The sequence below is a fragment of the Salinibacterium hongtaonis genome, assembly GCF_003065485.1.
In the GTDB taxonomy this organism is placed as follows: domain Bacteria; phylum Actinomycetota; class Actinomycetes; order Actinomycetales; family Microbacteriaceae; genus Homoserinimonas; species Homoserinimonas hongtaonis.
On the sequence record NZ_CP026951.1, the window covers coordinates 16260 to 40686 of the forward strand.

The 24427-nt window shown below is 64.5% G+C and carries 24 protein-coding genes and 1 tRNA gene; 9 read left to right on the forward strand and 16 right to left on the reverse strand.

All coding sequences use genetic code 11. The features are described 5' to 3' along the window. Positions 1 to 41: 41 nt before the first annotated feature. The 7 genes from pknB to C2138_RS00115 all read right to left on the reverse strand — a co-directional run bounded on the left by pknB (position 42) and on the right by C2138_RS00115 (position 8849). Positions 42 to 1733 carry a Stk1 family PASTA domain-containing Ser/Thr kinase gene (gene pknB / locus C2138_RS00085; protein ID WP_108514534.1) on the reverse strand — a complete coding sequence of 564 codons (1692 nt, stop codon included), beginning with the start codon at positions 1731 to 1733 and terminating at the stop codon, positions 42 to 44. A gap of 120 nt (positions 1734 to 1853) precedes the next feature. Then, positions 1854 to 3557 carry a protein kinase domain-containing protein gene (locus tag C2138_RS00090; RefSeq protein WP_108514536.1) on the reverse strand — a complete coding sequence of 568 codons (1704 nt, stop codon included), beginning with the start codon at positions 3555 to 3557 and terminating at the stop codon, positions 1854 to 1856. After that, on the reverse strand, positions 3554 to 4993 hold the full coding sequence (locus C2138_RS00095; RefSeq protein ID WP_108514537.1) for a peptidoglycan D,D-transpeptidase FtsI family protein: 1440 nt from the start codon (positions 4991 to 4993) through the stop codon (positions 3554 to 3556). Before C2138_RS00095 ends, C2138_RS00090 begins: the two co-directional genes overlap by 4 nt. Before the next feature lies 1 nt (position 4994). After that, positions 4995 to 6365 carry an FtsW/RodA/SpoVE family cell cycle protein gene (locus tag C2138_RS00100; RefSeq protein WP_408640565.1) on the reverse strand — a complete coding sequence of 457 codons (1371 nt, stop codon included), beginning with the start codon at positions 6363 to 6365 and terminating at the stop codon, positions 4995 to 4997. A gap of 7 nt (positions 6366 to 6372) precedes the next feature. Further along, complete coding sequence (locus tag C2138_RS00105; RefSeq protein WP_108514539.1) at positions 6373 to 7611, reverse strand: Stp1/IreP family PP2C-type Ser/Thr phosphatase; 1239 nt, start codon at positions 7609 to 7611, stop codon at positions 6373 to 6375. 2 nt (positions 7612 to 7613) lie between these two features. Next, entirely contained in the window at positions 7614 to 8135 is a 522-nt protein-coding gene (locus C2138_RS00110; protein WP_108514541.1) for an FHA domain-containing protein FhaB/FipA, read from the reverse strand. After that, complete coding sequence (locus tag C2138_RS00115; RefSeq protein ID WP_108514543.1) at positions 8136 to 8849, reverse strand: FHA domain-containing protein; 714 nt, start codon at positions 8847 to 8849, stop codon at positions 8136 to 8138. Positions 8850 to 8981: 132 nt separating this feature from the next. On the opposite strand from C2138_RS00115, the gene C2138_RS00120 reads away from it, so the two are divergent. From C2138_RS00120 to aroQ, 3 genes are all read left to right on the forward strand, one after another. Next, positions 8982 to 9064: transfer RNA gene (locus C2138_RS00120), tRNA-Leu, on the forward strand. 125 nt (positions 9065 to 9189) lie between these two features. After that, positions 9190 to 9879: a TetR/AcrR family transcriptional regulator gene (locus tag C2138_RS00125; protein ID WP_241961131.1), complete on the forward strand. Its 690-nt coding sequence runs from the start codon at positions 9190 to 9192 to the stop codon at positions 9877 to 9879. A gap of 45 nt (positions 9880 to 9924) precedes the next feature. Then, positions 9925 to 10377 carry a type II 3-dehydroquinate dehydratase gene (aroQ, locus tag C2138_RS00130; RefSeq protein WP_108514544.1) on the forward strand — a complete coding sequence of 151 codons (453 nt, stop codon included), beginning with the start codon at positions 9925 to 9927 and terminating at the stop codon, positions 10375 to 10377. Between the two features lie 22 nt (positions 10378 to 10399). Here aroQ and nhaA read toward each other — a convergent pair whose 3' ends face one another. Then, positions 10400 to 11728 (reverse strand): Na+/H+ antiporter NhaA, encoded by a 1329-nt coding sequence (gene nhaA, locus C2138_RS00135; protein WP_108514546.1) that lies wholly within the window; start codon positions 11726 to 11728, stop codon positions 10400 to 10402. Between the two features lie 153 nt (positions 11729 to 11881). Here nhaA and C2138_RS00140 point away from each other — a divergent pair, with 153 nt between their 5' ends. From C2138_RS00140 to C2138_RS00150, 3 genes are read left to right on the forward strand one after another with little or no spacing between them, the layout of a single operon-like run. Beyond that, positions 11882 to 12934, forward strand: a complete 1053-nt coding sequence (locus C2138_RS00140; RefSeq protein ID WP_108514548.1) for a type III polyketide synthase — start codon at positions 11882 to 11884, stop codon at positions 12932 to 12934. After that, positions 12931 to 13446, forward strand: coding sequence for an isoprenylcysteine carboxyl methyltransferase family protein (locus C2138_RS00145; RefSeq protein ID WP_108514550.1), 516 nt, complete (start codon positions 12931 to 12933; stop codon positions 13444 to 13446). The genes C2138_RS00140 and C2138_RS00145 overlap by 4 nt, the downstream gene beginning before the upstream one ends. Before the next feature lie 12 nt (positions 13447 to 13458). Continuing rightward, positions 13459 to 14520 (forward strand): NAD(P)/FAD-dependent oxidoreductase, encoded by a 1062-nt coding sequence (locus C2138_RS00150; RefSeq protein WP_108514552.1) that lies wholly within the window; start codon positions 13459 to 13461, stop codon positions 14518 to 14520. Between the two features lie 29 nt (positions 14521 to 14549). Here the strand turns inward: C2138_RS00150 and C2138_RS00155 are convergent, their stop codons facing one another. Next, positions 14550 to 14999: a MarR family winged helix-turn-helix transcriptional regulator gene (locus C2138_RS00155; protein ID WP_108514553.1), complete on the reverse strand. Its 450-nt coding sequence runs from the start codon at positions 14997 to 14999 to the stop codon at positions 14550 to 14552. A 57-nt stretch (positions 15000 to 15056) separates the two neighbouring features. Here C2138_RS00155 and C2138_RS00160 point away from each other — a divergent pair, with 57 nt between their 5' ends. Next, positions 15057 to 15263, forward strand: a complete 207-nt coding sequence (locus tag C2138_RS00160; RefSeq protein WP_108514555.1) for a hypothetical protein — start codon at positions 15057 to 15059, stop codon at positions 15261 to 15263. Here C2138_RS00160 and C2138_RS00165 read toward each other — a convergent pair. Both C2138_RS00165 and C2138_RS00170 read right to left on the reverse strand, forming a co-directional pair. After that, entirely contained in the window at positions 15260 to 16828 is a 1569-nt protein-coding gene (locus C2138_RS00165) for a SulP family inorganic anion transporter (protein ID WP_108514557.1), read from the reverse strand. The genes C2138_RS00160 and C2138_RS00165 overlap by 4 nt on opposite strands. A 117-nt stretch (positions 16829 to 16945) precedes the next feature. Then, entirely contained in the window at positions 16946 to 17602 is a 657-nt protein-coding gene (locus C2138_RS00170) for an HAD hydrolase-like protein (RefSeq protein WP_108514559.1), read from the reverse strand. A 29-nt stretch (positions 17603 to 17631) separates the two neighbouring features. Here C2138_RS00170 and C2138_RS00175 point away from each other — a divergent pair, with 29 nt between their 5' ends. Then, positions 17632 to 18039 carry a VOC family protein gene (locus C2138_RS00175; RefSeq protein ID WP_108514560.1) on the forward strand — a complete coding sequence of 136 codons (408 nt, stop codon included), beginning with the start codon at positions 17632 to 17634 and terminating at the stop codon, positions 18037 to 18039. Between the two features lie 15 nt (positions 18040 to 18054). On the opposite strand, the gene C2138_RS00180 is transcribed toward C2138_RS00175, so the two are convergent. The 4 genes from C2138_RS00180 to C2138_RS00195 form a co-directional block, all read right to left on the reverse strand. Beyond that, entirely contained in the window at positions 18055 to 18339 is a 285-nt protein-coding gene (locus tag C2138_RS00180; RefSeq protein WP_108514562.1) for a YciI family protein, read from the reverse strand. Between the two features lie 40 nt (positions 18340 to 18379). Beyond that, a complete protein-coding gene (nucS, locus tag C2138_RS00185; RefSeq protein WP_108514564.1) occupies positions 18380 to 19075 on the reverse strand; it encodes an endonuclease NucS in 696 nt (231 codons plus the stop codon). Between the two features lie 41 nt (positions 19076 to 19116). Continuing rightward, a complete protein-coding gene (locus tag C2138_RS00190) occupies positions 19117 to 20454 on the reverse strand; it encodes a carboxylesterase family protein (RefSeq protein ID WP_108518625.1) in 1338 nt (445 codons plus the stop codon). 131 nt (positions 20455 to 20585) lie between these two features. Next, positions 20586 to 21827: an MFS transporter gene (locus C2138_RS00195; RefSeq protein WP_199286546.1), complete on the reverse strand. Its 1242-nt coding sequence runs from the start codon at positions 21825 to 21827 to the stop codon at positions 20586 to 20588. 71 nt (positions 21828 to 21898) lie between these two features. Between C2138_RS00195 and C2138_RS00200 the strand changes: the two genes are divergently transcribed. Next, positions 21899 to 23008: a LacI family DNA-binding transcriptional regulator gene (locus C2138_RS00200; RefSeq protein ID WP_108514565.1), complete on the forward strand. Its 1110-nt coding sequence runs from the start codon at positions 21899 to 21901 to the stop codon at positions 23006 to 23008. Between the two features lie 66 nt (positions 23009 to 23074). Here the strand turns inward: C2138_RS00200 and C2138_RS00205 are convergent, their stop codons facing one another. After that, the gene (locus C2138_RS00205; RefSeq protein ID WP_241961132.1) at positions 23075 to 24412 is read right to left on the reverse strand and encodes an MATE family efflux transporter; all 1338 of its coding nucleotides are present in this window, start codon (positions 24410 to 24412) and stop codon (positions 23075 to 23077) included. Positions 24413 to 24427: the final 15 nt, after the last annotated feature.

Below are 24427 nucleotides of genomic sequence, written 5' to 3' on the forward strand. Positions count from 1 at the left end.
AGAGCTGCGCTAACGAGAACTGCGCTAGTGGGAGGTTGGGGCTATCCCGAGCAATAGGTGATCGTGATGGTCGACCGCTGCGGGTGATCGCCGGGCGCGAGGCTCTGCCCGGTCACGGTGAGACCGGAACAGTTCTGATCGGGGTTGGCGACCACGCTCAGTTGCAGGGCGGAGAGCGTGCTGTTTGCCGTGTTGATGGGCTGGCCGACCACTGAGGGAACGGTGACGAGCCCGCTCGAGACGATGAGGTTGACGGTATCGCCCTCTTGCACGACGGTGCCCGCCTCGGGATCGCTGCGCAAGATCGTGCCTGCAGCAACCGTTGACGAGTTCTCCTGCGTCGACGACCCGGGTTCAAGCGAGCGGTCTAGCAACGCCTGCCTGGCCGCTTCTTCGGAGAGGTTGGTCAGTTGAGGGATCGACACGGATGCTGGCCCCTGCGATACGTAGACCTTAACGACCTGCTGGGGAGCGACGCGCCTGCCGGGTTCCGGGTCGGTGCGGATGATCTCACCCCGCTCGATCGTGTCGTCCGGGACGTCGAACCGTGACGCGACAAGACCCTTGCTCTCAAGGGTTGCGGCCCCGGCATCGAACTGGGCGCCGACGATGTCGGGAACCTCCACAGAGATAGTGGACCCAATGTCGGGGGACTGCAGGCTGACCAGCCACATACCCAGCGCGGCGAGTACGGCGATGAGCAGGGCGATGCCTGCCCAGATCCACGCAACGGGCGGCCGGGACTGCGTGCGAACTGCCCGCTCTGTGCCCTCGGGTGAAAACTGACGTAGTGCGGAGTCTGAGCTGGTAACGGCTGTGGGAGCCGCACCAAAAAGGGTTGAGTTGAAGTCGCCTCCCGGAGCCTTGCGGTGGGGGATCTGACCCGATGCCGCAGTCTCGAGCTCGTCGCGGAACTCCGAGGCCGTCTGGAACCGCTCGAACTTGTCCTTGGCAAGCGCATGCAGAACGACCACATCGAGTGCGGGAGAAACTTTGGGGTTCAAGGTGCTCGGGGGTACAGGCGCCTCGCTGATGTGCTGGTAGGCGACCGCAGCGGCGCGTTCCCCGCGGAACGGCGGCTGGCCCGTAAGCATCTCAAACAGCACAATGCCGGTGGAATACAGGTCGGTGCGGGAGTCGACCGTCTCGCCGCGGGCCTGCTCGGGAGAAAAGTATTGGGCGGTGCCGAGAACCCTGCTCGTGTCGGCAACCGTTGCGGAGTTGTCACTGACCGCTCGCGCGATGCCAAAGTCCATGACCTTGACCTGGCCGCTCTGGGTGACCATGACGTTGCCGGGTTTGATGTCGCGGTGCACAACGAGGGCGCGGTGGCTGTATTCGAGGGCGGTGAGGATGCCGTCGGCAATGCGCACGGCCTCCCTGGGCTCGAGCGGACCGTCGGCGATGATGTCTTTGAGTAGGCGACCATCGACGTATTCCATGACGATGAAGGGAACCTGGGTCTCGTGGCCGTTGCCATCCGTGACGGTTTCTTCACCGGCGTCGTAGACACGAACGATGGTGGGGTGCGCCATGCGGGCGGCCTTCTGGGCCTCCTCGCGGAACAGCAACCGAAAGTTGGGGTCGGTGGCGAGGGAGGGCTTGAGTAGCTTGATGGCCACTCGGCGCCCGAGGCGGTTGTCGATGCCGACGTGCACGTCGGCCATGCCGCCGTGCCCTATGAGCTTTCCAACCTGATACCTGCCAGCAAGGAGGCGAGTATCTTCAGTCACGTTCTATCTCCAGATTGTTCGGCCGACGCAGTGAGTCTAACGGGTGGCCCCTGGGTGCCACGCCCGCGCGATTGTGCCGCGCGCGCGGCTGCCCTGGGCGACGGCCGAATAAGTGAGGGGCTAGGGAATTGTGGGGACGGGAGGGGTTGGCCCGTCGGCCTCAGGTTCCGTCACCTGCACAACAACGGCGGGGGAGGGCGGAGACGCCGTTCCCGAGCATTCCGCAAGGTAGGTGATGGTGAGGTTGCCAGCAGCCTCGGGCGCTTTCAGCGTGACGTTCGACGTGTTGGCCGCGAGGGGGTTGCCGGAGTAGGCAGCTCCGTTGACGAACACGCGGTACGCCGTGCGGCTCGTCCCCGGTGAGCAGCCCTGGTAGCTCGGCCACGTGATCGTCACCGATCCGCCGGCTACGACGGTCGTCGGGGTTGCCGTTGGCGCGGAGGGCTCGGTGGGGGCGGGGATCTCTGCCCACAGCTTGACCGTGACTACGGTTCCCTTGCTCAGCGGACCCGTGGGGTTGATGTCGTAGACGCGACCTTCGTTATCTGGATCTGTCGCGACGTTTCCGGTGCTGATGTCGGGGGCAAGACCAAGTGCCTCGAGGGCCGTGCGGGCTTCTGCCTCCGTCATGCCGACGAAATCGTCTTTGTTAATCGTGACCCGGTCGTTCGATGGGCTTGGGGATGGCGAAGGCTTGGGTGTTGCCGACGTCGACTTCGATTCGGAAGGCTCTGGTTCCTCACCGGAGTTCACCGCGAACGCGATGATGACGCCAATGAGGGCAAGGAGCAGCACCGAGATAATGACGATCAGGGGGATCGTCCAGGGATTGCGCTCCTTCTTTTTCTCCTCTTCAGCCGCGACAGCGGCCGACCGGGTCATGGGAGTCGTGCTGGGCGTCTGGAGAACACGCGTGGCGGCATCATCCGTCCCACCCGCCGCCAGCAGGCTCGTGAAGTCGGATGCCCCGGCAACAGCGGGTACCGCGGCGATAGCGCCAGCGACATCGCCGCGTCGCAGGGCCTGCGCGGCCCTGGCCAGGTGCGCAGCCGTTGCGGGTCGCTCGGACGGGCTCTTGGCGATGCAGGCGTAAACGAGGTTGCGAACGGGCTCGGAGATCGTGGAGGGCAGATCCGGTGGCTGCTCGTTGATTTGAGCCATGGCGATGGCGACCTGCGATTCGCCCGTGAAAGGACGGCGGCCAGCAAGGGCCTCATAGGCGACGATGCCGAGCGAATAAATGTCGGTCGTGGGCGAGGCGGGGTGGCCGCTCGCCTGTTCCGGCGAGAGGTACTGCACGGTTCCCATGACCTGGCCGGTCGCCGTGAGAGGAACCTGGTCGGCGATGCGCGCGATGCCGAAGTCAGTGATTTTGACGCGACCGTCGGGAGTGATGAGAAGGTTGCCCGGCTTGATGTCGCGGTGAACGAGGCCTGCGGCGTGGGCGGCGTGGAGTGCCGACGCCGTCTGCGCCACGATGTCGAGCACGCGGTCGGTCGAGAGCACACGCTCGCGCTCGAGAATTGTGGAGAGAGCCTCGCCGGGGACGAGTTCCATCACCAGATAAGCGCTGCCCTCTTCTTCTCCGTAGTCGAAGACGTTGGCGATGCCCTCATGGTTGACGAGTGCGGCGTGCCGGGCCTCTGCCCTAAAGCGCTCGAGAAATCCTGGGTCGCCGAGATACTCGTCCTTGAGGATCTTGATGGCTACCGTGCGGCCGATGACCAGATCGGTCGCCTGCCACACCTCTCCCATGCCGCCGATCGCAACGCGACTGGACAGCTGGTAACGCCCACCGAAGGTGAGGCCACTAGTGGGTCTCATTTGTTCAGCACCGCCTCAATTACCTTCTTCGCAATGGGCGCGGCGACCTGATTGCCGAACCCCGAACCGTTCTCGACCACCACGGCGATCGCAACCTGCGGATCAGCGGCAGGCGCGAATCCTGTAAACCAGAGAGTGTTGGGAACCCCCTCGGAGTTCTGTGCTGTGCCAGTCTTTCCGCCCACGTCTACCCCGGCTATTCTCGCATTACTCGCGGCACCATTGGCGACGTTTGCGACCATCAAATTTACGAGTGTCGCCGCTGTGGATTCACTGATCGGTGTGCTGAAAACTGAGGGATCGAATCCGACCAGTTCGGTGAGATCCGCTGCGAGAATCTGTTCAACGAGAGTGGGCTGCATAAGCCGCCCCCCGTTGGCGACGGCGGCGGTGATCATGGCGATCTGGAGCGGAGAGGCGCGCACGTTGTATTGACCGAAAGCCGAGAGCATGAGCTCGGCATCCGATTCGGGCTCGGGGTAGACGCTTGGAGTCGCCGGCATCGGAATCTTGACTGACTTGCCGAAGCCAAATGACTCGGCGTAGTCGGCAATCGTCTCGTAGCCGAGGTCGAGCCCGATCTGGGCAAATGCGATGTTGCACGACAGGCGAAGGGCCGTGGCCAAGGTGACCGTTTCGCCTCCGCCGCAGTTGCCGCCCTCGGCGTTCGAAATCACCGATGAACTCTGCGGAAGCTGCAGAGTCGGCGGGTTGGGCACCGTGGAGTCTGGGGTGAACGCGCCACTATCGATCGCTGCCGCAGTGACAAGCACCTTGAAGACGGAGCCCGGGTGATAGAGGGCACCGCCGATAGCGCGGTTATCCAGGGGCTTGTTGGGGTCGGCGTTCAGCTGCTCATAGGCCGAAATAACCTCGGCCGTGTTGTGGCTGGCCAGGAGGTTGGGGTCGTATGACGGCTTCGACACGAGGGCGAGGATGGCACCCGTTGCCGGGTCGAGGGCAATGACGGCGCCGCGGTAATCGCCCAGGGCATCCCAGGCGGCCTGCTGAACGACCGGATCGATCGTGGTCTCGACCGCGGCCCCCTTGGGGGACTGACCCGAGAAGATCGCGGCGACCTGGTCGAAGAACTGGTCGTTCGCCGTGCCAGAGAGGTAATCGTTGAGCGCGCCCTCAAGCCCTGTGCTGCCCTGGTTGAGGGTGAAGTACCCCGTGACGTGGGCATAGACCTCGGGGTCAGGGTAGACGCGCAAGAACTTGAAATCGTCGTCGACGGGAACCGACTCGGCGATGGGAGTGCCGTTGACCAGGATTGGTCCGCGCTCGGCCGAGAAGCTTTCGTAGAGGGTTCGGACATTGCGGGAATCTGCTCGCAGATTGTCCGCCTGGACGACGCTGATGATCGTGCCCGAGCTGAACAGAGCAAGAAACATGACCAAAACGACGATGCTGACGCGCTTGAGTTGAGTATTCACGTCACACCACCAATCTCGGTTGGCTGCGGATGGTGTCGGAGAGCCGCAAAAGCAGTGCGGCGATGATCCAGTTGGCCACGAGAGACGAGCCTCCGGCCGCGAGGAACGGCGTCGTCAACCCGGTCAGGGGGATCACGCGGGTCACGCCGCCGATGACGATGAACACCTGGAGGGCGACCACGAACGACAGGCCAACGCCGAGGAGACGACCGAAATCATCCTGGGCGGAGAAGCCGATGCGAAAACCGCGGGAGACGAAAAGCAGATACAGGCACAGGATGACGAACAGACCAGCCAGGCCGAGCTCCTCGGTGAGGCTCGCCACGATGTAGTCGCTGTTGGCCAGGGGGATGAGGTCGGGACGGCCGAGCCCGAGCCCCGTGCCGATCAGCCCGCCATTAGCAATGCCGAAGAGCCCCTGGACGAGTTGGTAACTGCCCCCGACGGCCTCGTAGACCTCGGGGTTGAACGGATCGAGCCACCCACGAAAGCGACCCTCGACGTAGCCGAGAGTCGTTCCAGCGACGACCGCCCCGCCAAGAAAGAGACCAAGGCCCAAGAAGACCCAGCTTGCCCGGCCTGTTGCGACATAGATCATGACCAGGAACATGCCGAAGTAGAGCAGCGAAGTACCGAGGTCGCGTTGGAAGATCAGCACGACCATGGCGGCTGCCCAGATCACCAGGATGGGGCCGAGGTCACGGGCGCGGGGAAAGCGAATGCCCAAAAACTTCTTGCCCACCATGGACAGGCTGTCGCGGCTGTCGACGAGATAGGCGGCGAAGAATATCGCCAGGGCGATCTTGGCGAGTTCGCCGGGCTGGAATGTGAAGCCACCGAGCTTGATCCACACCTGTGCCCCATAGACCCGGTGACCGAGACCCGGCAGCATGGGCAGCAACAGCAGCACAATGCCAGCGAACATGGCGATGTAGCGGTAGCGCTGAAGTACCCGGTGGTTGCGGATGACCACGACGACACCGATGGCGATGGCGATAGCGAGGGCAGACCACGCGATCTGTCGAACACCCGCAGACTCCCAGCCCGACACACCATCGGCCAAGTCGAGGCGGTAGATCATGGCGATGCCGAGCCCGTTGAGCACGGTCACGATAGGCAGGATGAACGGGTCGGCCTGCGGGGCGACGATGCGCAGGGCGATATGCATGGCAAACACCAGAACCGCGAGGCCGCCACCCAGGGCGATAACGCTCGTGTCGATCGAACCGACAGCGCCGAGCTGAACCAGAGCCATCGCCGCCCCGTTGATCGCACACGCAACCAGGAGCAAAACCAGCTCGAGGTTGCGGAGTCGTGCGGGCATCCGCAGGGTCACGCGAACGCCCGCTGTTGGCGGGTTCGCGGGGCTCATCTTGGCGTCAGGGGCTGTCATCTTCCAACCTCGAGATGATGCTGCGGGCCGACGAAAGGTTCGGGGCCGAAATTGTGTCGAGTACTCGCTGCTGCTCAAAGGTCGACAGGTCATCGATGCGGATGCTTGTCTCCTCATAGACGTCGGAGAGCGAGATCGGGCCGATGCTCTGCTGAACGCCCTTGAATATGGCGACGGTGTTGCCGTTGGCGCCCACGTAGTACCGCGACTGGGTCCAGCGGTAGCCGACCACGAGCCCCGTGACGATGAGGGCGATTACGAGACCAACAGCAACGAGCCACGACACGCGGCGACGGGTGGCCCTGCGCCGATCTTCGCGGATGAGCTCCTGCAGGAACTCATCGGATTCAGGCTCGAAGTGGCTGTCTTCTGGGAGGGCCTTGAGCGGATGCAACAGCAGGGTGGGCAGGCGAAGCGCCTTGCGAGACGGGTCGGCTGCGAACTCGAGGGGCAGCGCGGCCGAACCGACCAGGACGGGTGGGTTGGCGGCAGAATCTCCGGTCTTATCGATGTCGGCGATAACCACGGTCACGTTATCGGGTGCACCCTGGTCGAGACTCTCGCGCACGAGGCGTTCGGCGGCATCCCGCGGCGAGGGGACGGACGAGAGAACGGCGGCGATCTTCTCGTCGGTGACGTAGCTGCTGAGACCGTCGGAACACAGCATCCAGCGGTCGCCGGGTTCGATATCGACGACGGCGGTATCGATCTCGGGAGAGGCTTCGACATCGCCGAGCACCCGCATCAGCACCGATCGCCGGGGGTGTACCGCGGCTTCTTCTGCCGTGATGCGGCCGCTATCGACGAGTCGCTGAACGAAGGTGTGGTCAACCGTGACCTGCTCGAGCACGCCGGAGCGGTAGAGGTAGAGGCGAGAGTCGCCGATATGGGCGAGGGCGAGCTGATTGCCCACGCGCACGATGGCCGTGACGGTCGTGCCCATGCCCGTGAGCTCGGGATGGTCGAACACGGTTTCGGCGATGAGCGAGTTTGCGGCCACAAGAGCCGACTGCAGGGCGAACTCAGCATCGTGGGCCGAGGTGAACGGACGGTCGGCCTCCATGATGCGTTTGACCGCGATTGCCGAGGCGATGTCGCCACCGGCGTGGCCGCCCATGCCGTCCGCGACGACAAACAGTTGCCGACCCGCGTAGCCGGAATCCTGGTTATTGGCCCGGATCTTGCCGACGTGAGACACGGCGGCGCTCTTGACGGTCGTTGACACGCCTACCGCCGCAACTCGAATGTCGTTGTGCCGATCTTGACCGACGCGCCAACCGGCACCGGGGTGGGGGTGGTCACACGCTTTCCTTCAAGAAACGTGCCGTTGGTGGAATCGAGATCTTGGATGACCCAGTCGTCCCCCCACAACATGAGACGGGCGTGGTGGGTCGACGTGTAGTCGTCTCGGATCACAAGGCCGCTGTCCGACGATCGACCGATCGTGAGGGGCTCGTTGCCGAGGTGGAGCTCAAGGCCCGCCTTGGCGCCCGAGGTGATGACGAGCCGCTTAGGAGTGCCAGTGGGTGCACCGCTCGGTGCTGCGGTGGGTCGGGGAGAAGCGGCCGCTGCTGGTGCCGCTGCCAAAGGCGAGGAGTCGAAGCTGTTGGTTGCGGCCTGACCCGCGGGGAGTCGACGGACCCGGTCACCAAAGAGATCGGACCGAAGGGCATAGACCACGGCGAAGACGAAGGCCCAGAGGATGAGCAGAAAGCCCAACCTCAACAGGAGCAACGTCAGCTCGCTCATCTACCGTCCTCGTTGCTCGTCTGCACGCCCATCGGCGGGCCCGCTCGGTGCTGCTTGAGCAAGCACGCGGAAAACGATACGGGTTCTGCCGATAGAAATCACGGAGTCGGGCGACAGAGGAGCTTTCGACACGCGATTTCCGTTGAGTTCTGAGCCGTTCGTCGAACCCAGATCGTTAACCTGGGCGCGAGAACCATCCCACAGAATCTCGACGTGCTTTCGCGAAATGCTGCTGTCATCCACCGTGATATCCGCATCGCTGCCCCGGCCAATCACGGTGCGGGAGCGCGTGATCGGGTACCGCTTGCCATTGATATCGAGCACGGGCGTCCAGGTGACCGCGCCCTTGACGTTGGTGGAATCGACGTTGATGATTCCCTCGGTGAGGGAGGGATCCTTGGCGAAAGTGATGGAGATGCCGCCAGCGAACTGGTAGTTCTGGGCGGTTGCGTGCTGCTGCACAAGGCTCGTGAGTTCATCAATGAGAGCTGGCCCGATGGACGTCATGCGTGCATGATCGGCAGGTGACAAGCGCACGACGAACGTGTTGGGTACCAGGATGCGGTCACGCGAAACGATTGCAGCATTGGTGTCGAGTTCACGCTTGAGGGCGCTCGTGATCTCAACGGGTTGGACCCCGCTTTTGAACGTTCGAGCGAACGCGCCGTTGACAGCGCGCTCGAGCCCCCGTTCAAAGCTATCCAGAAGTCCCACTGGTTATATTCCTTCGCAACAAATGATGCATACCGCCGCCCTGGCATTGACGATGTTATCCGTATTGGCTGGGGTCGTGGCGGGAGTGACCGCAAAGAGAGTGCTGCGCATTGTGATAATCTCGCTGAGTCTGCGCGAGTGGCGGAATGGTAGACGCGCTGGCTTCAGGTGCCAGTACTCGCAAGGGTGTGGGGGTTCGAGTCCCCCCTCGCGCACACAGGTGATGTCGCAGGACATCGCACACGGCTGAACCCCCGGAGACGGGGGTTCAGCCGTTTCTCGTTTGCGGGGTACCTTGCCCGTGGCGCAGGTCCTCGCTTTCTGATTAAGTGAGAGAACTGTGACAACTCACCTGGGCGATGCAACTCTCGCCACCACCGAAGCAACCCCCGATGCTCGCCGTCGCGACCCGGAACGTACGCGGGAGGACATCCTCACCGTCGCGACCGCCGAGTTTGCGGCCGAGGGCTATACGGGCGCGCGCATTGACGATATTGCCGCCCGCACCCGCACCACGAAGCGGATGATCTACTACTACTTCGGCTCGAAAGAGGGCCTCTACCTTGCGGTGATGGAGAACGCCTACACCGGCATCCGCACCCTCGAGCGAGAGTTGGATATCGAAGGACTCGGCCCCGTCGACGCCCTGCGTGCCCTGGCCGAGCACACCTACGATCACCACACGTCGCACCCCAATTTTGTGCGGCTCGTCGCGATCGAGAACGTGCACAGGGCGGAGCACATCACCCGCTCCGCGGTGATCCATGAGCTCAATTCGACGGCGATCGACACCCTTGAGCGCATCCTAAAACTGGGGGTGGAGGCGGGCCTCTTCCGCGCCGACGTCGACGCACTCGACGCCCACATGATGATCAGCTCCTATGCGATCTTTCACGTGGCCAACCGATATACATTTCGCGCCCTTTTCGGCCGAGACCTTCTCGACGACGTGCGCCACGAGCACTACCGGGCTCTCGCTGGAGATGCGATCGTCGCGGCGCTCACCGACGTGCGCCAGACTGGGACGTAGAAGCGCAACGCTTCACCCACATCAGACCACGTCGAAAGAGTTCCGATGTCTGCAGAACAGCCCATCATCCTCGTGCTCAACGGGCCGAATCTCAACATGCTGGGCACTCGCGAGCCCGCCAAGTACGGCAGCGAGACCCTGCTGGATGTCGAAGCTAAGGTGGCCGCCGCCGCCGCCGACCTCGGGGTGACCGTGGAGTTCGTTCAGAGCAACCACGAAGGTGTTTTGGTTGACACCATTCAGGCGGCCCGCGGCCGTGCCTCTGGAATCGTGTTGAACGCGGGAGCGTACACGCACACCTCAGTGGCCATTCGTGATGCGGTTTCGGCCGCCGAGGTGCCCATGGTTGAGGTTCACATCACCAACGTCCACGCCAGAGAGGCGTTTAGGCATCACTCCTACCTCTCCGATGTCGCGGCAGCCGTGATCGCCGGTGCGGGAACGCTCGGCTATGTCTTTGCGCTGCAGTACCTCGCCGAGGCCGCACGCTCCCGCTAACCGCGTCAGTGCGGCTGGGCCGCTACTCGCCCCTCTGGTAGCTGTCGGGGATTCCGTCGGCGTTCTCGTCGATCAGGTCTTCTGCGGCAATGGCCTTGTAGTGGCGGTTGCGGGCGATGAGCACGATGGCGCCGAGAAGGGCCGCGAGGAGCGAGGCGCAGAGAATGCCCACCTTGGCGTGATCGTTGAGCACGCCGTGCCCGAAGCTCAGCTCGGCAATGAGCAGCGAGACGGTGAAGCCGATTCCCGCGAGCAGGCCGACGCCGAGCAAGTCGATCCAGCGGAGCGACTCGTCGAGCTTGGCCCGGGTGAGCTTGGAGAGCAGCCATGTGGTCCCCAGGATGCCGATGGGCTTGCCCACGACGAGGGCCACGATGATGCCGATCGTGATGGTGTCTGACAGCGACGCCGTGAACCCCTCAAGCCCGCCGATCGCGACCCCTGCGGCGAAGAAGGCGAACACGGGAACCGCGAAGCCCGACGAGAGGGGGCGGAATCGATGCTCGAACTGCTCGGCGAGCCCGGGACCTTGCTCCGCAGCACCGTGGGCGCCGGCCTTGTGGAGGACGGGCACTGCAAATCCGAGCGCTACGCCCGCGATCGTGGCATGGATGCCTGAGGCGTGCAGGAGCGCCCACATGACCGCGCCGATCGGCAGCAGAATGACCCACGCCATCCATCGGTGTCGGGCGAACGCGTCGCGGAATACCTGGGCCAGCACCAGGTAGACGAAGAAAGGAATGAGGCACAGCAGAAGCGGAACGATCTGGATCTGCTCGGTGTAGGCGATGGCAATGATGGCGATGGCGATCAAATCATCGACCACGGCCAACGTGAGCAAAAAGAGTCGAAGGGCCGTGGGCAGGCTCGAACCGATGATGGCGAGAACTGCCACCGCGAAAGCGATGTCGGTCGCCGCTGGAGTTGCCCACCCGCGCAGCGATTCTGCGTTGCCCCAGTTGATGGCTACATAGATGAGCGCGGGAACGGCCACGCCACCGAATGCCGCCGCAACGGGAACCAGTGCTTTCGATGGATTGCGCAGATCCCCGGCGACAAACTCCCGTTTGAGTTCAAGGCCGACGAGAAAGAAGAAGATCGCCAGAAGGCCATCGCTTGCCCACTGACCGAGACTGAGATCGAGGTGCCAGGGCTCGTAGCCGAAACGAAAATCGCGCAGCACAAAATAGGAATCCGCTGCAGGGGAGTTGGCCCAGATCAGCGCGACCACCGCGGCCACGACAAGAATTGCGCCGCCGACCGTCTCTCGACGCAGGATCTCGCCGATGCGCACGGCTTCTGAGTAGCGGCCGCGGGAGAGCAGGCGAGGGCGTACGGGAGAGTTGTTCATAATGCTCCAGCTCGGGAGGTCGACAAAGAAATGCCGACCAGACTTCCCGGCTCACCGCCCCATATGTTACGCCCAATACTCAGCGTCGGGAACTGCGGCCCGCTGGCAGGTTGACACGAATGTGGGCGTACCGGCGGTATTAGCTTTGCGCGCATGTCCCGAATTGTCTCCGTCGCGCCGGTTTTGCCTGAGAACTCATATTCCCAGGCCCACATCACCACGGAACTGACGAATCTGTTCACCGCGGCTCCCCAGCATCACGCCGTCATTCACCGACTTCACTCGGCCAGTGGCATCGGCACCCGACATACCGTTCTGCCCCTCGAACGCTACGCCGAGATTGCCGACTTTGGGGAGGCAAACTCGATCTTCATCGAGCAGGGCACCCTGCTTGCCGAGAAAGCGGTGCTCGCGGCCCTTGACGGTGCGGGGCTCAGAGCGGCCGACGTCGACTACATCTTCTTCACCTCGGTGACCGGGGTCGCGGCGCCGTCCATCGACGGCATCCTCGTGCATCGCATGGGGTTCAGGCCCGATGTGAAACGGGTGCCCTCGTTCGGCCTCGGATGCGTAGCCGGGGCTTCGGGAATCGCGCGCATCGATGATTACCTGGCCGGGCATCCGCTAGGGGTCGGGCTTCTCATAAGCCTCGAACTGTGTTCACTCACCCTGCAAAGGGGTGACGCGACCATGGCGAACTTTGTCGCGACCGGGCTATTCGGTGACGGGGCCGCCGCCGTGGTCATGGTGGGAGAGGCGCGGCCAGAGCCAGGAATCACGGTCGTCGATAGCCGCAGTGCCTACTATGCCGAAACCCACAATGTGATCGGGTGGAACATTAATGGGGGCGGCTTCGAGATCGTGCTCACGCCCGGTGTTGCCGAGGTCATCAACATCAACTTTCTGCGCGATGTGACGGGCTTTCTCGCGGGTCACTCGCTCGCCGTCTCGGATATCGATCACTGGGTGGCGCATCCCGGCGGCCCCAAGATCTTGGAGGCCTTCTCCTCGGCGTTAGAGGTTCCGCCCGAATCGTTCGCGCGCAGCTGGGCGACCCTTGAGCGCGCCGGCAATCTCTCGTCTGCCGCCGTGCTCCACGTGCTCGCGGATGTGATCGAGGGCGGCGGCGAGCAAGGTGAGAGCGGGCTCCTCTTTGCCCTGGGCCCGGGGGTCAGCGCCGAATTCGTACTGCTGGAGTGGTCATGATCGCGTACACGGTTCTCATTGTTGCGACGGGAATCGAGAGGCTCGTCGAACTCGTCATCTCTCGGCGCAACGCCAGTTTCGCCTTTGCGCACGGCGGAGTGGAATTCGGGCGAAGCCACTTCGGATGGATGGTTGCCCTGCACACAGGCCTGCTCGCCGCTTGTCTCGCCGAAGTGTGGCTTCTCGACCGCCCATTCATCCCTGTGCTGGGCTGGAGCATGCTCGTGCTCGTAATACTGAGTCAGGGCCTGAGATATTGGTGCATTGTGACTCTGCGCCGCCAGTGGAACACTCGAGTCATCGTGGTTCCGGGTTCTCGCCGCATCGATGCTGGCCCCTACCGCCTGATGAACCACCCCAACTATCTCGCCGTCGTCGTTGAAGGGTTTGCCTTACCTCTCGTGCATACCGCCTGGATCACCGCCATCGTCTTCACGCTGCTCAACGCAGTGCTACTGCTCGGCTATCGACTGCCGGTGGAGAAGAATGCGCTGAAGATGCTGGCCTCATGATGGGGGTGGCGCATGATTGACACCGACGTTCTGATCGTGGGCGGCGGGCCCGTCGGCATCGCCGCAGCCATCGACGCTCGACTGGCTGGTCTCACCGCCGTCGTCATGGAACCGCGGTCATTCCCGATCGACAAGGCCTGTGGAGAACTGCTTCTGCCGGGCTGCCTGCCTCTGCTGGAGCGCCTCGGCGTCGTGCCAGAGGGAATGCCGCTGCGGGGCATCGGCTACTACGGCACGGGGGCATATTCCCAGGGAGCCGAGCATGAGTTCGCGCGAAGCCAGGCCATGGGAATTAGGAGGCCCGAGCTCCACCACCTCCTTGTGACACGAATGCATGAGCTCGGCATCGAGCGCGATCACGGCCGTCTGACAGGGCTGCATCAGGATGCCCACGGTGTGACGGCCGTAAATGACCTTGGTTACAGCATCCGCGCCAAATGGCTTTTGGGCTGCGATGGGTTGCGATCGGCGACCGCCCGGCTCTCGGGACTCGCTGGCAACACTCGAGTAACGGGGATCGCAGGGGCACCTCGTTATGGAATGCGCAGGCACTTCGTGATCGAGCCGTGGAATGACCTGGCCGAAGTGCACTTTGGCGAAGTGGCTGAGGTTGCCGTGACTCCCGTCGCACCCTACCTCGTGACCGTGACCGTGATGGGGCCGCGAGGGGTTGGTTTTGCCGAAACGGTGAGGAGCGTTCCCGCTCTCGCGGAGCGGCTGACGACGGCGACGCCGATCACCGACCCGCGGGGGGCTGGCCCGTTCCGCCGACGCACCATCGCTCGGACCTCCGGGCGCATCCTGCTGGTGGGGGATGCTTCGGGTCACGTGGATGCGCTCACTGCTGCAGGGCTCCGGCTGGGCTTCGATAATGCCAGGGCCGCGGTGGAGGCGGTCGTTCGTGCCGCGCCGGCCGAATACGAACGCGAGTGGCGCAGGCTTCGACGTCAGTTCCACCCCATGACGGCGAGCCTGTCGGCCGTGGCGGGGTCAGGGATGCGGCGCGGTCTGGTTCCCGTTGCGGTTCGGGCGCCCGGCGCCTTCGCGGCGGCGATGGAGTCGCTCGCGCAGTAGAGGGCACATGCGAGCGCAGTAACCGCCAGCTACTGTGCGGTGGCCTGCGGTGCGCTCGCCGCGGTGAGCACGATGGTGAGGGCATCCCTCAGCCGCTCGAGGTCGCTGACGGGCAGGCCGAGTCGCTCTACGATTTGGCCCGGCACGGCTTCTGCCCTGTCCCTGAGTGCGGTGCCGGCGGGGGTGAGGCTCACTGCGAGGGCACGTTCGTCGTCGAGACTGCGGGCGCGGGTAATGAGCCCAGCGGATTCAAGGCGCTTGAGCAGCGGGGAGAGGGTGGCCGATTCGAGCAGCAGTGTCTGCCCCAGATCGGTGAGGGTGCGGGGGCTGCGCTCCCACAGGGCCAGCATGACGAGATATTGAGGGTGTGTGAGCCCGAGGGGTTCGAGAACAGGCCGGTAGATGCCGACGATGCTGCGAGACGTAGCGGCGAGGGCGAAGCAGACCTGGCGGTCGAGGGCGAGCGGATCATCGGACACGGAGACAGGTTATCGCACTTAGTGGGCGTATGATTAGTGGACTAAGAAAGGGGCCCCGTGGGATATTCAGAGGCCATCGACCGGCTCAACCGCAAGCTTCGCCGCTACATCGGCGCCCCGCCCCTCGGGCCCTATGGCGAGGCTCCGCTGCCCCCCACCACAGGTAGTCCGTGCCCGCTCTGCGGCAAGCCGATGTCCCTGCACGAGGTCGAACGCCGAGAGGGTCGCCCCACCAAGGTTCACTGCCCCGACCAGGTCGCCTAGGGAATCACCCTCCCGGCACGGGCCAGGCGCGCGTACCACTCGGTGCGTGCCGCAACCCGGACGACGTGTCGGGGCATGCTCCTGAGCCGAAGCTCCACGCCGCGGCCCGACAGCTCGTGATCCAAATCTTCAAAGCCGTCGAGCACTGCGATCGATATCTCCTGAAGCACCTCAAGGTCGAGAATCACGATGCGCACTCCCGGCCGAGCATCCACCTCGTCAAGAATGGCCTGCTCCGTTGCGCGCACATTGGCCGTGTAGAGCGGCTCCAGCAGCGTGATGGTGACCTGCGCCTCGCTGTCGGTGCTGCTGGCGACTCGTGGCTTGCTGAGCTCGGTGAGCAGCAGAAGCAGCGTAAAGACAACGCCGGCCGCGACTGCGCTGAGGAGCCCGAAGGCAAGACCGATCGCCAGCGTGACCATGGCTACCCAGAAGTCGCGCCGACTGACGTGCCACAGATGAGCGAGCGTGCGAACGTCGATGAGGCCGAGCATGGCAAAGAACACCAGTGAGGCGAGGGTTGCTTGGGGTAACAGGCCGATCAGGGAGCCGAGAAAGAGCCCGACAAGCAGGGCAAGCGCCACGGTAACGATCGCGGAGACCTGTGAGCGGGCACCGGCATTCTTGTTGACGGCGCTCTGCGAGAAGCCGCCAGCCGCCGGAAGCGATTGAAAGAGTCCGCCGAGCAGGCTGGCACCGGCCGTCGCAAGAAGCTCCCGATTGCTATCGAGTGGACGCTCTCCAGGCTCGCGGATGCTGCGGCCGACCGCGCTCGTTTCGACGAAAGCAAGCACCGCGATGGCGAAAGCGCCGGGCAGGAGCTGGAGCACGTGGTCGAACGTGGGCAGGGTCAGTGTGGGGACCACCTGACCAAGTGGCTTCAGCACGGTGACCCCCAGGCCAGAGAACACACCAACGGCAACGAGGATGATGCCGCCGGCGGCCACGATCAGGGGCGCTGGAGCGGCCGGGATGAACCGTTTGAAAAGAAAGAGCGCCGCCAAGGACCCTGCGGAGAGCAAAATCGTTGCCAGGTTTGCCTGCGGGACCGCCTCGATGGCTGCGGCGAGTGACCGAATGAACCCGTGGCCAGACTCCTCGGTGTCTTCGCCAAGGAGCTTGGGCAGTTGTCCTGTGGCCACCGTCACTCCCACAGCAGCCTGCAGGCCGATCAGAGTCGGCCTGCTAATGACCTCAACCACGGACCCAAGCCGCAGCAGGCGAGCGATGAGGAGGATCACCCCCACGAGCATGCTCAAGGTGACGAGGTCGCGCGGGATGTTGTCGGAGTGGGAGGTGACCCCGGCCGAGACGAGAGTGGTTGCCGTCAGGGTGGCAATCGTTGAAGTGGTCGAGACGCTCATCGCGTGGGACCCGCCCAGCAGCGCATAGACGAACATCGGCACGATGCAGGTGTAGAGCCCCACCTGCACCGGTAGATCTGCGACCGTGGCATAGGCCATCGCCTGGGGGATCACCACGGCCCCGGCAGAGAACCCGGCCAGCAGGTCGCGCCCCAGCCACGACCGCTGGTACCCCGCGAGGGTGGGGAACAGTGCCGCCATGGTCAGCCTCGCATCCGCACTCGGAAATCACTGGCTGGGCCTGTGACAGTGGCAAACGGTGTCGAGCCAGACGGTAGTCGCCGCACCAGAATCCCACCAGGGGCGTTGCCTGCGAAGCTAGGGCAGAAGCAGCGGCATGAGGTCACTCGGGTGCTCGAGCACGGCCAGGGCATCCTCCTGCTCATCGATCGTGCCGTAGCCCCAGTCGGCAAAGATCGTGGGGATGCCGTGAGCAGCAGCGCCCTCGACGTCGTACTTGCGGTCGCCCACCATCACGGGATTGCTCGTGTCGACGCCGATCATGCCGAAGCGGGTCAACGCCTCGGCGATAACGTCTTTCTTGGTGCTGCGGATCTCGTCGATGGATGAGCCGGCAAGCACGCGAAAGTACTGCGTGAGGTTGGCATTGTCGAGAATCACGGAGGCCGGAAACTCGGGCTTTGAGGTCGCCAGCGACAGCGGAACCCCCGCGTCATGGAGGGTGCGCAGCACAGGCGCGATGCCCTCGAAGATCGGGCTGGAATGGGCGCTGTTATCCAGGTAGTGACGGCGATAGATGGCTAACGCCTGGGCGGACTCCACGGCATCCATACCGGCCATATCCCTGAAAGAGTCGAGAATCGGCGGGCCGACATAGTCGAGAAGCTCTGCGGGCGATGGCACGGGCATGCCCATCTTTTCAAACATGTAACCGAGCGAAGCGGTTATTCCCGGCGCCGAGTCTGAGATCGTGCCGTCAAGGTCAAAAAGAATGCAGGTCCACTGAGTGCTCACCAGGCTTAGCCTAGGCGTGGAGGTGCGCCATGACAGAAGTCACAGGCATCGGAGCCTGGATCACCATCAACTACACAGACGCGGCGGCGGCAATCGACTACCTTGTGCGGGTTCTCGGCTTTGACGAACACGTCGACCACCGGGCATCGGATGGCAGTGTCGAACACGCAGAGCTGCTGTGGCCGCCGGGCGGAGGCATCATGATCGGCACCGACAAGGGTGGAGGCCGCTGGTCAGGGCTTGCGGGCGAGCCCGGCACCTCCACGGCCTACCTTGTCACCGACGACCCCGACGCTATCTACGAGAGAGTCACGGCAGAAGGCTGGATGATTCTGCGCGAGCTTCACGACGAGACGTCGTATGCCAACCGGGAGTTTGCGTGCGCGGACCCCGAGGGCAATGCGTGGAGCATAGGCACGTACCGCGGAGAGGAATAGCGCCGGGCTCTGTCTTTAGCCGACGGAGCCGAAAACGACCGTGTATTCGAGGATTGTGCGCTCGGCGATGACTCCGCGCGTGGCAAAGGGGTCGACGTCGAGAAGCTCCGCGACGCGGTCGGCAGATTCCGCATTCACAATGAGCATCGCGCCGACTCCGTCTGAGCCGTTAGTCGGGCCACTCACGAGCAGCTCGCCGGAATCGAGCAGGGTCGAGAGGTAGCTGCGGTGATCGGCGCGGGCGTCATCGCGCGCGGTTACGTCGTCGGTGTAACGGTAGAGAACGACGTGGTGTGCCATGAATGCTTCTTTCGGGGGGGGGGGCTAACAGTGGCGGAGGCTAGAAGAGTCGCAGGTGGCTGTCATCCATGCCGCGCATCGCGTCATAGTCGAGCACAACGCAGCGGATGCCGCGGTCTTCGGCAAGGGTGCGCGCCTGCGGCTTGATCTCCTGGGCGGCGAAGACGCCAGCGACGGGCGCAATGCGAGGGTCGCGGTTCATCAGCTCGAGATAGCGGGTCAGTTGCTCCACGCCGTCGATGTCGCCGCGCCGTTTGATCTCTACGGCAACGCTTGCGCCGCTCTCGTCGTTGGCGAGAATGTCGACGGGGCCGATTGCGGTCATGTACTCCCTGCGCACCAGTCGATAGCCGTCGCCGAGGGTTTCGATCTGCTCGGCGAGAAGCTTCTGCAGATGCGCCTCGACGCCGTCCTTCTGAAGCCCCGGATCGATGCCGAGCTCGTGGGTGCTGTCATGCAGGATCTCGTGGATCGAGATGAGCAGCAGGTCGGCGGTCTTCGCCTGGGTGACCTTCCAGATTTCGGTGACCCCGGCATCCGACTGCTCCGGTTCTGGCTCGACGGCGCTCACGCTGCACGGCGGGCTCATCCAGTTGAGCGGCTTGTAGCTCAACGAATCGGAGTGCACGAGCACGCTGCCGTCTGCTTTGAGCAGCAGAAGACGGGTCGCAAGGGGCAGATGGGCGCTGAGGCGGCCCGCATAATCTACGGAGCAGCGGGCAATAACGAGACGCACAGATCGAGCGTAGTCGGTGCCGACCGGGCCGAGGCTCCGACCTAGGCCTTGCGGTAGGTGAGCACTCCCGGGATGCTGCCGCTGTCGGGCAGGCGCTCGCCGTGGGCGAAGCTCGACCAGAGGGCGCGCACTGTGCGGGCATGGGCATCGATCTCGGGCCAGGTGGCCCCTGTGAGCAGGGTTGCCGCCTTCCAGCTCTGCTCGTCGCCAAAGAGCAGCGGCAGGTCAATCGTGTGAGCCGAACCATACTGGTTGCCGGGTGCCGACCACGAAATCACATAGCTGTGGATGGTGCCACCCGCCCGCGCATACCGTTTCGCAAAATCGGAGATGGCGCGGGTGTACATCGACTTGGTGAGGGCGCTCACAACCAAACGGTGGATGGCCGGGCCCACCCCGCGCAGCGAAATCCACTTCTGCAAACCCTCCAGGCGGGGAGTAAAGAGCCGAGCCTCCTCCGCGGTGCTGCCGATAAGCACGTCGATGTCTTTGGCCACGGCACTCCACGCGTCATTGACGCCCTCCTCGGAGGGCAGCGGGTCGTGGCCATATTGGATTCCGTAGGGCATCGAGCTCACGAGGCCGAAGCCGGTTCCTGCCGCAACGATGTCTGGTTGCTTGGCCACAATATCTGCGGCCGTCATCTCGGGGGTAAAGGACGACGTTGCCTCCGCCATCGCCGCGGCCATCTTGGCGCGGCCGCGGGCAAGGCCGAGCGGGGGGCTCTGGATGATGGCCCGCGAGAACAGCGAAGCAGCATCCGGGGTGGCCATGATGTGGGCGATCGCGTCGGCTCCCGCCGACTGGCCAAAGGCCGTCACCCGCTCGGGATCGCCGCCAAAGGCCGCAATGTTGCGTTTGACCCAGCGGAACGCCTCAATCTGGTCGAGCAGACCCAGATTGGCGGGCCGGCCATCGATGCCGCCGACAAAGCCGAACGTTGCGAGGCGGTAGGTCACGGTCACCACGACCACTCGGTGATCGCGCACGAGGGCGCGCGGGTCCATGATCGGCACATCCCCGGCTCCCGATGAGTAGGACCCGCCGTGGATCCACACCATGACGGGCACCCGCTCATCGGGGGCGAGGTCGAGCGGCATGGTCACGGAGAGGTTCTGGCAGTGCTCGTTGGGGGGAATCGTCGCTGCGGTGCTGCCGAGGACCTCGGCGAGAAAGGGCACCGGTTGTTGGGGGCAGGACGGCGACCAGGTGGTGGCATCGTGCGGCTCGGTCCAGTCGGTCGCGGCGACGGGAGCCTCGAACCGATCGGCATGCGCGTAGGGGATGCCGGTGGCGCGAGCGACATCGACGTCGACCCAGCCGACGACCGGGCCGCAGGGCGGGGCGAATGTGGGCTGGGCGAGGCTCGGCATGGACATGCCCATATTGTGGCGGGAGGCCGAGAGTAAAAACCAGAGCGAACGTGGAGCAGTGGGGGATTTGTCGCTTTCGCTGCACCTGCTGCCGTGGGTGCGGTGCTCAGCGGTGTGATCGGCCAAAAACGAGCGTCTTAGCGGCTCATGCGTTGTTCCTGAGGCTCACGTGCTGCGGGCGAGGCGAATCCGGCGATGATGATGAGCACGAGAACGAGCCCCAGTGCTCCCAGTAGTCCGATCTGCTCGCCGACGAAACCGATCATGGGCGGGCCGGCGAGAAACGCCAGGTAGCCGATTGTGGCGACGGCGCTCACACTCGCGGCGGCGGTGCGGGGGTCGTCCGCCGCGGCGGACATTCCGGTGGGGAATCCGAGGGATGCACCGAGCCCCCACAGCACTACGCCAACGATGACGATCCACAGGATGGGCACGAGGATCACCAGGCTCAGGCCAATGACGGCCAGCACGGCGCACGCTCGCAGCACCGGAACGCGCCCGAACCGATCGATGACGCGAACGCCCGCGAGCCGACCGGCCGTCATTGCCGTCACAAACACGCCAAAAATGAGGGCGCCGGTCTCGTTAGCGACGCCGTGCTCTTGCACGACGGCAAGGGTGAGCCAGTCGTTGGCCGCACCCTCCGCCAGTGCCATGCCGAGCACGATGACCCCGATGGCGAGAATGCGCGGGTTGCGCCAGACGAGCAGGCGTTCTCTCCAGGTCGACCGAGAGGGTGCCTCGCCCGATTCGGAGGGGGTTTCGAGAATGTGCTCGGACTGCGTCATCCGCACCCCGGCACCGCCTATGACGACCACGGCGATGCCCACGGCAATGTTCTGCGCCAGCAGCGAGATGTTGAGCAGTTCGGCGCCCGCAGCGAGAAGGGCGCCGAGGATGGTGCCGATGCTAAAAAATGCGTGAAAAACCGGCATCATCGTGCGGCCCAGTACCCGCTCAGTGACCGCACCCGAGAGATTCATGCCCACATCGCAGGTGCCGAGGCCGGCGCCGAGCAGGCAGAGGCCTGCGAATGCGAGGGCGAAGGAGGGCGTGCCGGTGATGGCAAATCCCGTCACCACCTGCCCAACGGCCAGCGCGATAAGGCTCGCGAGCATCACCGAGCGAGCCCCAAAATGGGCGATCAGGTGGCTTGAGAGCAGTAGCCCGCACAGTGAACCGATCGCTATGCCGAACAACAGCAGGCCCATGTCGGAGGTCGAGAGGTCGAGAGCCTGCTTCACCGCTGGCGTTCGCGCTAGCCAACTGGCAAGCGCGAGCCCGCTGACACCGAATAGCATGAAGATGCCGTTGCGCCAGGTCGTCGCCTGGCGACGGGTGATACCCCCGGCGAGGATGTCGTTGCTGATGCTATTCACGAAGCGATGTTTCCTGAAGAGAGAGGGGTCGAATCGATTCGATCGAATCGGTTCGATTAGGCTAGCAAGCCATGAGCGATTCCACCAAGCATGAGCATCACCCCGCTGCGAGCGGGCACCGGCCGACCCTCGCGGAGGTCGCTCAGCGCGCCGGAGTCTCACGTTCGACAGCATCCCTCGCCTTCAGCGGGGCTGGTCCCGTCTCTGACGCGACCCGAGCCCGGGTTTTCGCGGCGGCAGAATCCCTGGGTTACGGCGGCCCGGACCCCGTTGCCCGCTCCCTGCGCAGCGGCCGCAGCGGCGTCATCGGAGTCGTCATAGAAGAACGGGTTCGGGACGCGTTTCGCGACCCCATGAACATCGCCATGCTCGACGGCCTCTCCGATGGCACGTCGAGCCTGGGAACAGCACTGCTGTTGCTGCCCGACACCGACGAGCCGGAATCGCAAGCCCCGCGTCGACCGGGTCCCATCGAAACCGCGGCGATGGATGCTGTTGTGCTGGTCGGATGCAGCACCCGCCTCGACCGCCCCGTCTCCGTGCTGCGCCGCCGCGGAATCCCGATCGTGGCCATCGAGGCCGAGCCGATGGAGGGCGTGCTCGAGATCGCGCTCGACAACCGAGAGGCGAGCGCAACGGCGGCGCGACACCTCTACGAGCTCGGACATCGCGACATTGCCGTCGTGACGCTGCCGCTCGGACCGCAGCATGTGGCCGGACCACTCAGTGCCGACTGGCAAGAGGAAGCCACCTCCTACACGGCGGCCCAGCGGCTCAGCGGAGTGCTCGACGTGTTCACCACGCTACGCGGGTGGATGGCGCCCGCCAGCTCAACAGCTTCAGGCATTGCCGCCGGGCGTGCGCTGCTCTCCGATGCCGAGCATCGCCCCACCGCGATCATCGCGCAGAGCGACCTGCTCGCCGTGGGCATTCTCAGGGCGGCAGAAGAACTCGGGCTTTCGGTGCCGCAGGACATCAGCGTCGTCGGCTTCGACGGCATCCGCCTCGACGGCTACGGCCCGTGGAACCTCACAACCCTCGTGCAGCCCGCCGTCGAAAAGGGCAGGGCGGCGGGGATCGGCATCGCCAGACTGCTCGCCGGCGAGACGCCCAAACCAACGCTGCTGCGGTGCACGTTCCGCCGCGGCGCCACGACGGCGGCGCCCCGCGCCACCGACTAGAGGCCACCGAGTAGAGGCCGCCGAGTAGAGGCCGGGGAGCGCCAGCGCGTCGCTGCCGCCGAGCTTCTAGCTGGTTCCCGTAACGATCCACCGCGTCGTGCGCACCCGTAGGCCGAGTGTCAGGCCTCGGGCCCCCATGTAGCCCCAGCCGAACGCGAGCCACAGCCAGGTCATCTCCGCCGCAGCATTCGCACCAGGGCCGCCGCCAGCATCCGAAGCAATCGCAACCCACAGCAGCAGCGGGGCATACATCGCGAGGTTCACAAGACCGGTGAGAGCCAGATAGCGTGCGTCCCCTGCCCCGATGAGCACGCCGTCGAGCACGAACACGAAACCCGCGAGCGGCACCCCGATCGCCATGACCCACAGGGTGGGGGTGAGAGCGGCGCGGATCGCGTCATCGTTCGAAAACAGTGGGCCGAGCAGCGGTGCGAGCAGGGCGATTGTCACGCCAAGGCCCACCCCGGCGATGAGCCCGTGCTGGATGAGCCGCCGCGTGATTGCCGTCACCCGCGGAACGTTCGCCGCCCCCAGGCCGTGACCGATCATCGCCTGGCCGGCGATGGCGAGGGCATCGAGGATGAACGCCAAGGTCGAGAAAATCGTCATCGCGATCTGCAGGGTGGCCACCTCGGTGACCCCCATTCCCGAGGCGACAAAAACCGTGGCAAGCATTGCCGCCCGCAGCGATGCCGTGCGCACGAGCAGCCAGGTGCCGGAGCCCGCGACGCTCGTCACACCGGCCAACCCCGGCCGCAGCGACACATCATCTCGCCGGGCCGCCCGCACCGCGATCACCACGTAGACGGCGGCCATGCCCCACTGCGCGACAACCGTTCCGGCCGCGGAACCGGCGATTCCCCAGCCGAAACCAAAAATGAACACGGCGTTGAGCACGGCATTGGCGGCGAAGCCGGCGGTGGCCACCACGAGCGGCGTCTTAGTATCCTGCAACCCCCGCAGCAGACCGGATGCCGCGATCACGAGCAGCATCGCCGGGATTCCCCACAGAGAAATAGAGAGATACGTGACCCCAGCCTCGGTTGCTGCCGAGCTCGACCCGAATAGTCCGATAAGCCCGCCGCTCAGGGGCACCCCCACGACAACGAGAGCGACGCCGATCAGAAGCGCAAGCCACATGCCGTCGATTCCCGCGCGGATCGCGCCGGGGCGGTCGCCAGCGCCCAGCCGACGCGCGACCGTGGGGGTCGTGGCATAGGCGAGAAAGATCAGCAACCCCACGATGGTCTGCAGAATGGCGCTGGCGATGCCGAGGCCGGCCAGAGCATCCCCGCCCAGATGCCCGACCATGGCAGTGTCGACCAGCAGAAACAGGGGCTCGGCGACCAGTGCCCCCAGCGCCGGGACGGCCAGGGTCAGGATGTCCCGGTCAAGCTTCTTCACACGCCCAACCTACTC

Coding starts and splice junctions, on each gene's coding strand:
- C2138_RS00090 (WP_108514536.1), bottom strand. CDS start 3,557: ATGAGACCCACTAGTGGCCTCACCTTCGGTGGGCGTTACCAGCTGTCC.
- C2138_RS00100 (WP_408640565.1), bottom strand. CDS start 6,365: ATGAGCCCCGCGAACCCGCCAACAGCGGGCGTTCGCGTGACCCTGCGG.
- C2138_RS00110 (WP_108514541.1), bottom strand. CDS start 8,135: ATGAGCGAGCTGACGTTGCTCCTGTTGAGGTTGGGCTTTCTGCTCATC.
- aroQ (WP_108514544.1), top strand. CDS start 9,925: ATGTCTGCAGAACAGCCCATCATCCTCGTGCTCAACGGGCCGAATCTC.
- nhaA (WP_108514546.1), bottom strand. CDS start 11,728: ATGAACAACTCTCCCGTACGCCCTCGCCTGCTCTCCCGCGGCCGCTAC.
- C2138_RS00140 (WP_108514548.1), top strand. CDS start 11,882: ATGTCCCGAATTGTCTCCGTCGCGCCGGTTTTGCCTGAGAACTCATAT.
- C2138_RS00145 (WP_108514550.1), top strand. CDS start 12,931: ATGATCGCGTACACGGTTCTCATTGTTGCGACGGGAATCGAGAGGCTC.
- C2138_RS00150 (WP_108514552.1), top strand. CDS start 13,459: ATGATTGACACCGACGTTCTGATCGTGGGCGGCGGGCCCGTCGGCATC.
- C2138_RS00165 (WP_108514557.1), bottom strand. CDS start 16,828: ATGGCGGCACTGTTCCCCACCCTCGCGGGGTACCAGCGGTCGTGGCTG.
- C2138_RS00175 (WP_108514560.1), top strand. CDS start 17,632: ATGACAGAAGTCACAGGCATCGGAGCCTGGATCACCATCAACTACACA.
- C2138_RS00180 (WP_108514562.1), bottom strand. CDS start 18,339: ATGGCACACCACGTCGTTCTCTACCGTTACACCGACGACGTAACCGCG.
- C2138_RS00190 (WP_108518625.1), bottom strand. CDS start 20,454: ATGTCCATGCCGAGCCTCGCCCAGCCCACATTCGCCCCGCCCTGCGGC.
- C2138_RS00200 (WP_108514565.1), top strand. CDS start 21,899: ATGAGCGATTCCACCAAGCATGAGCATCACCCCGCTGCGAGCGGGCAC.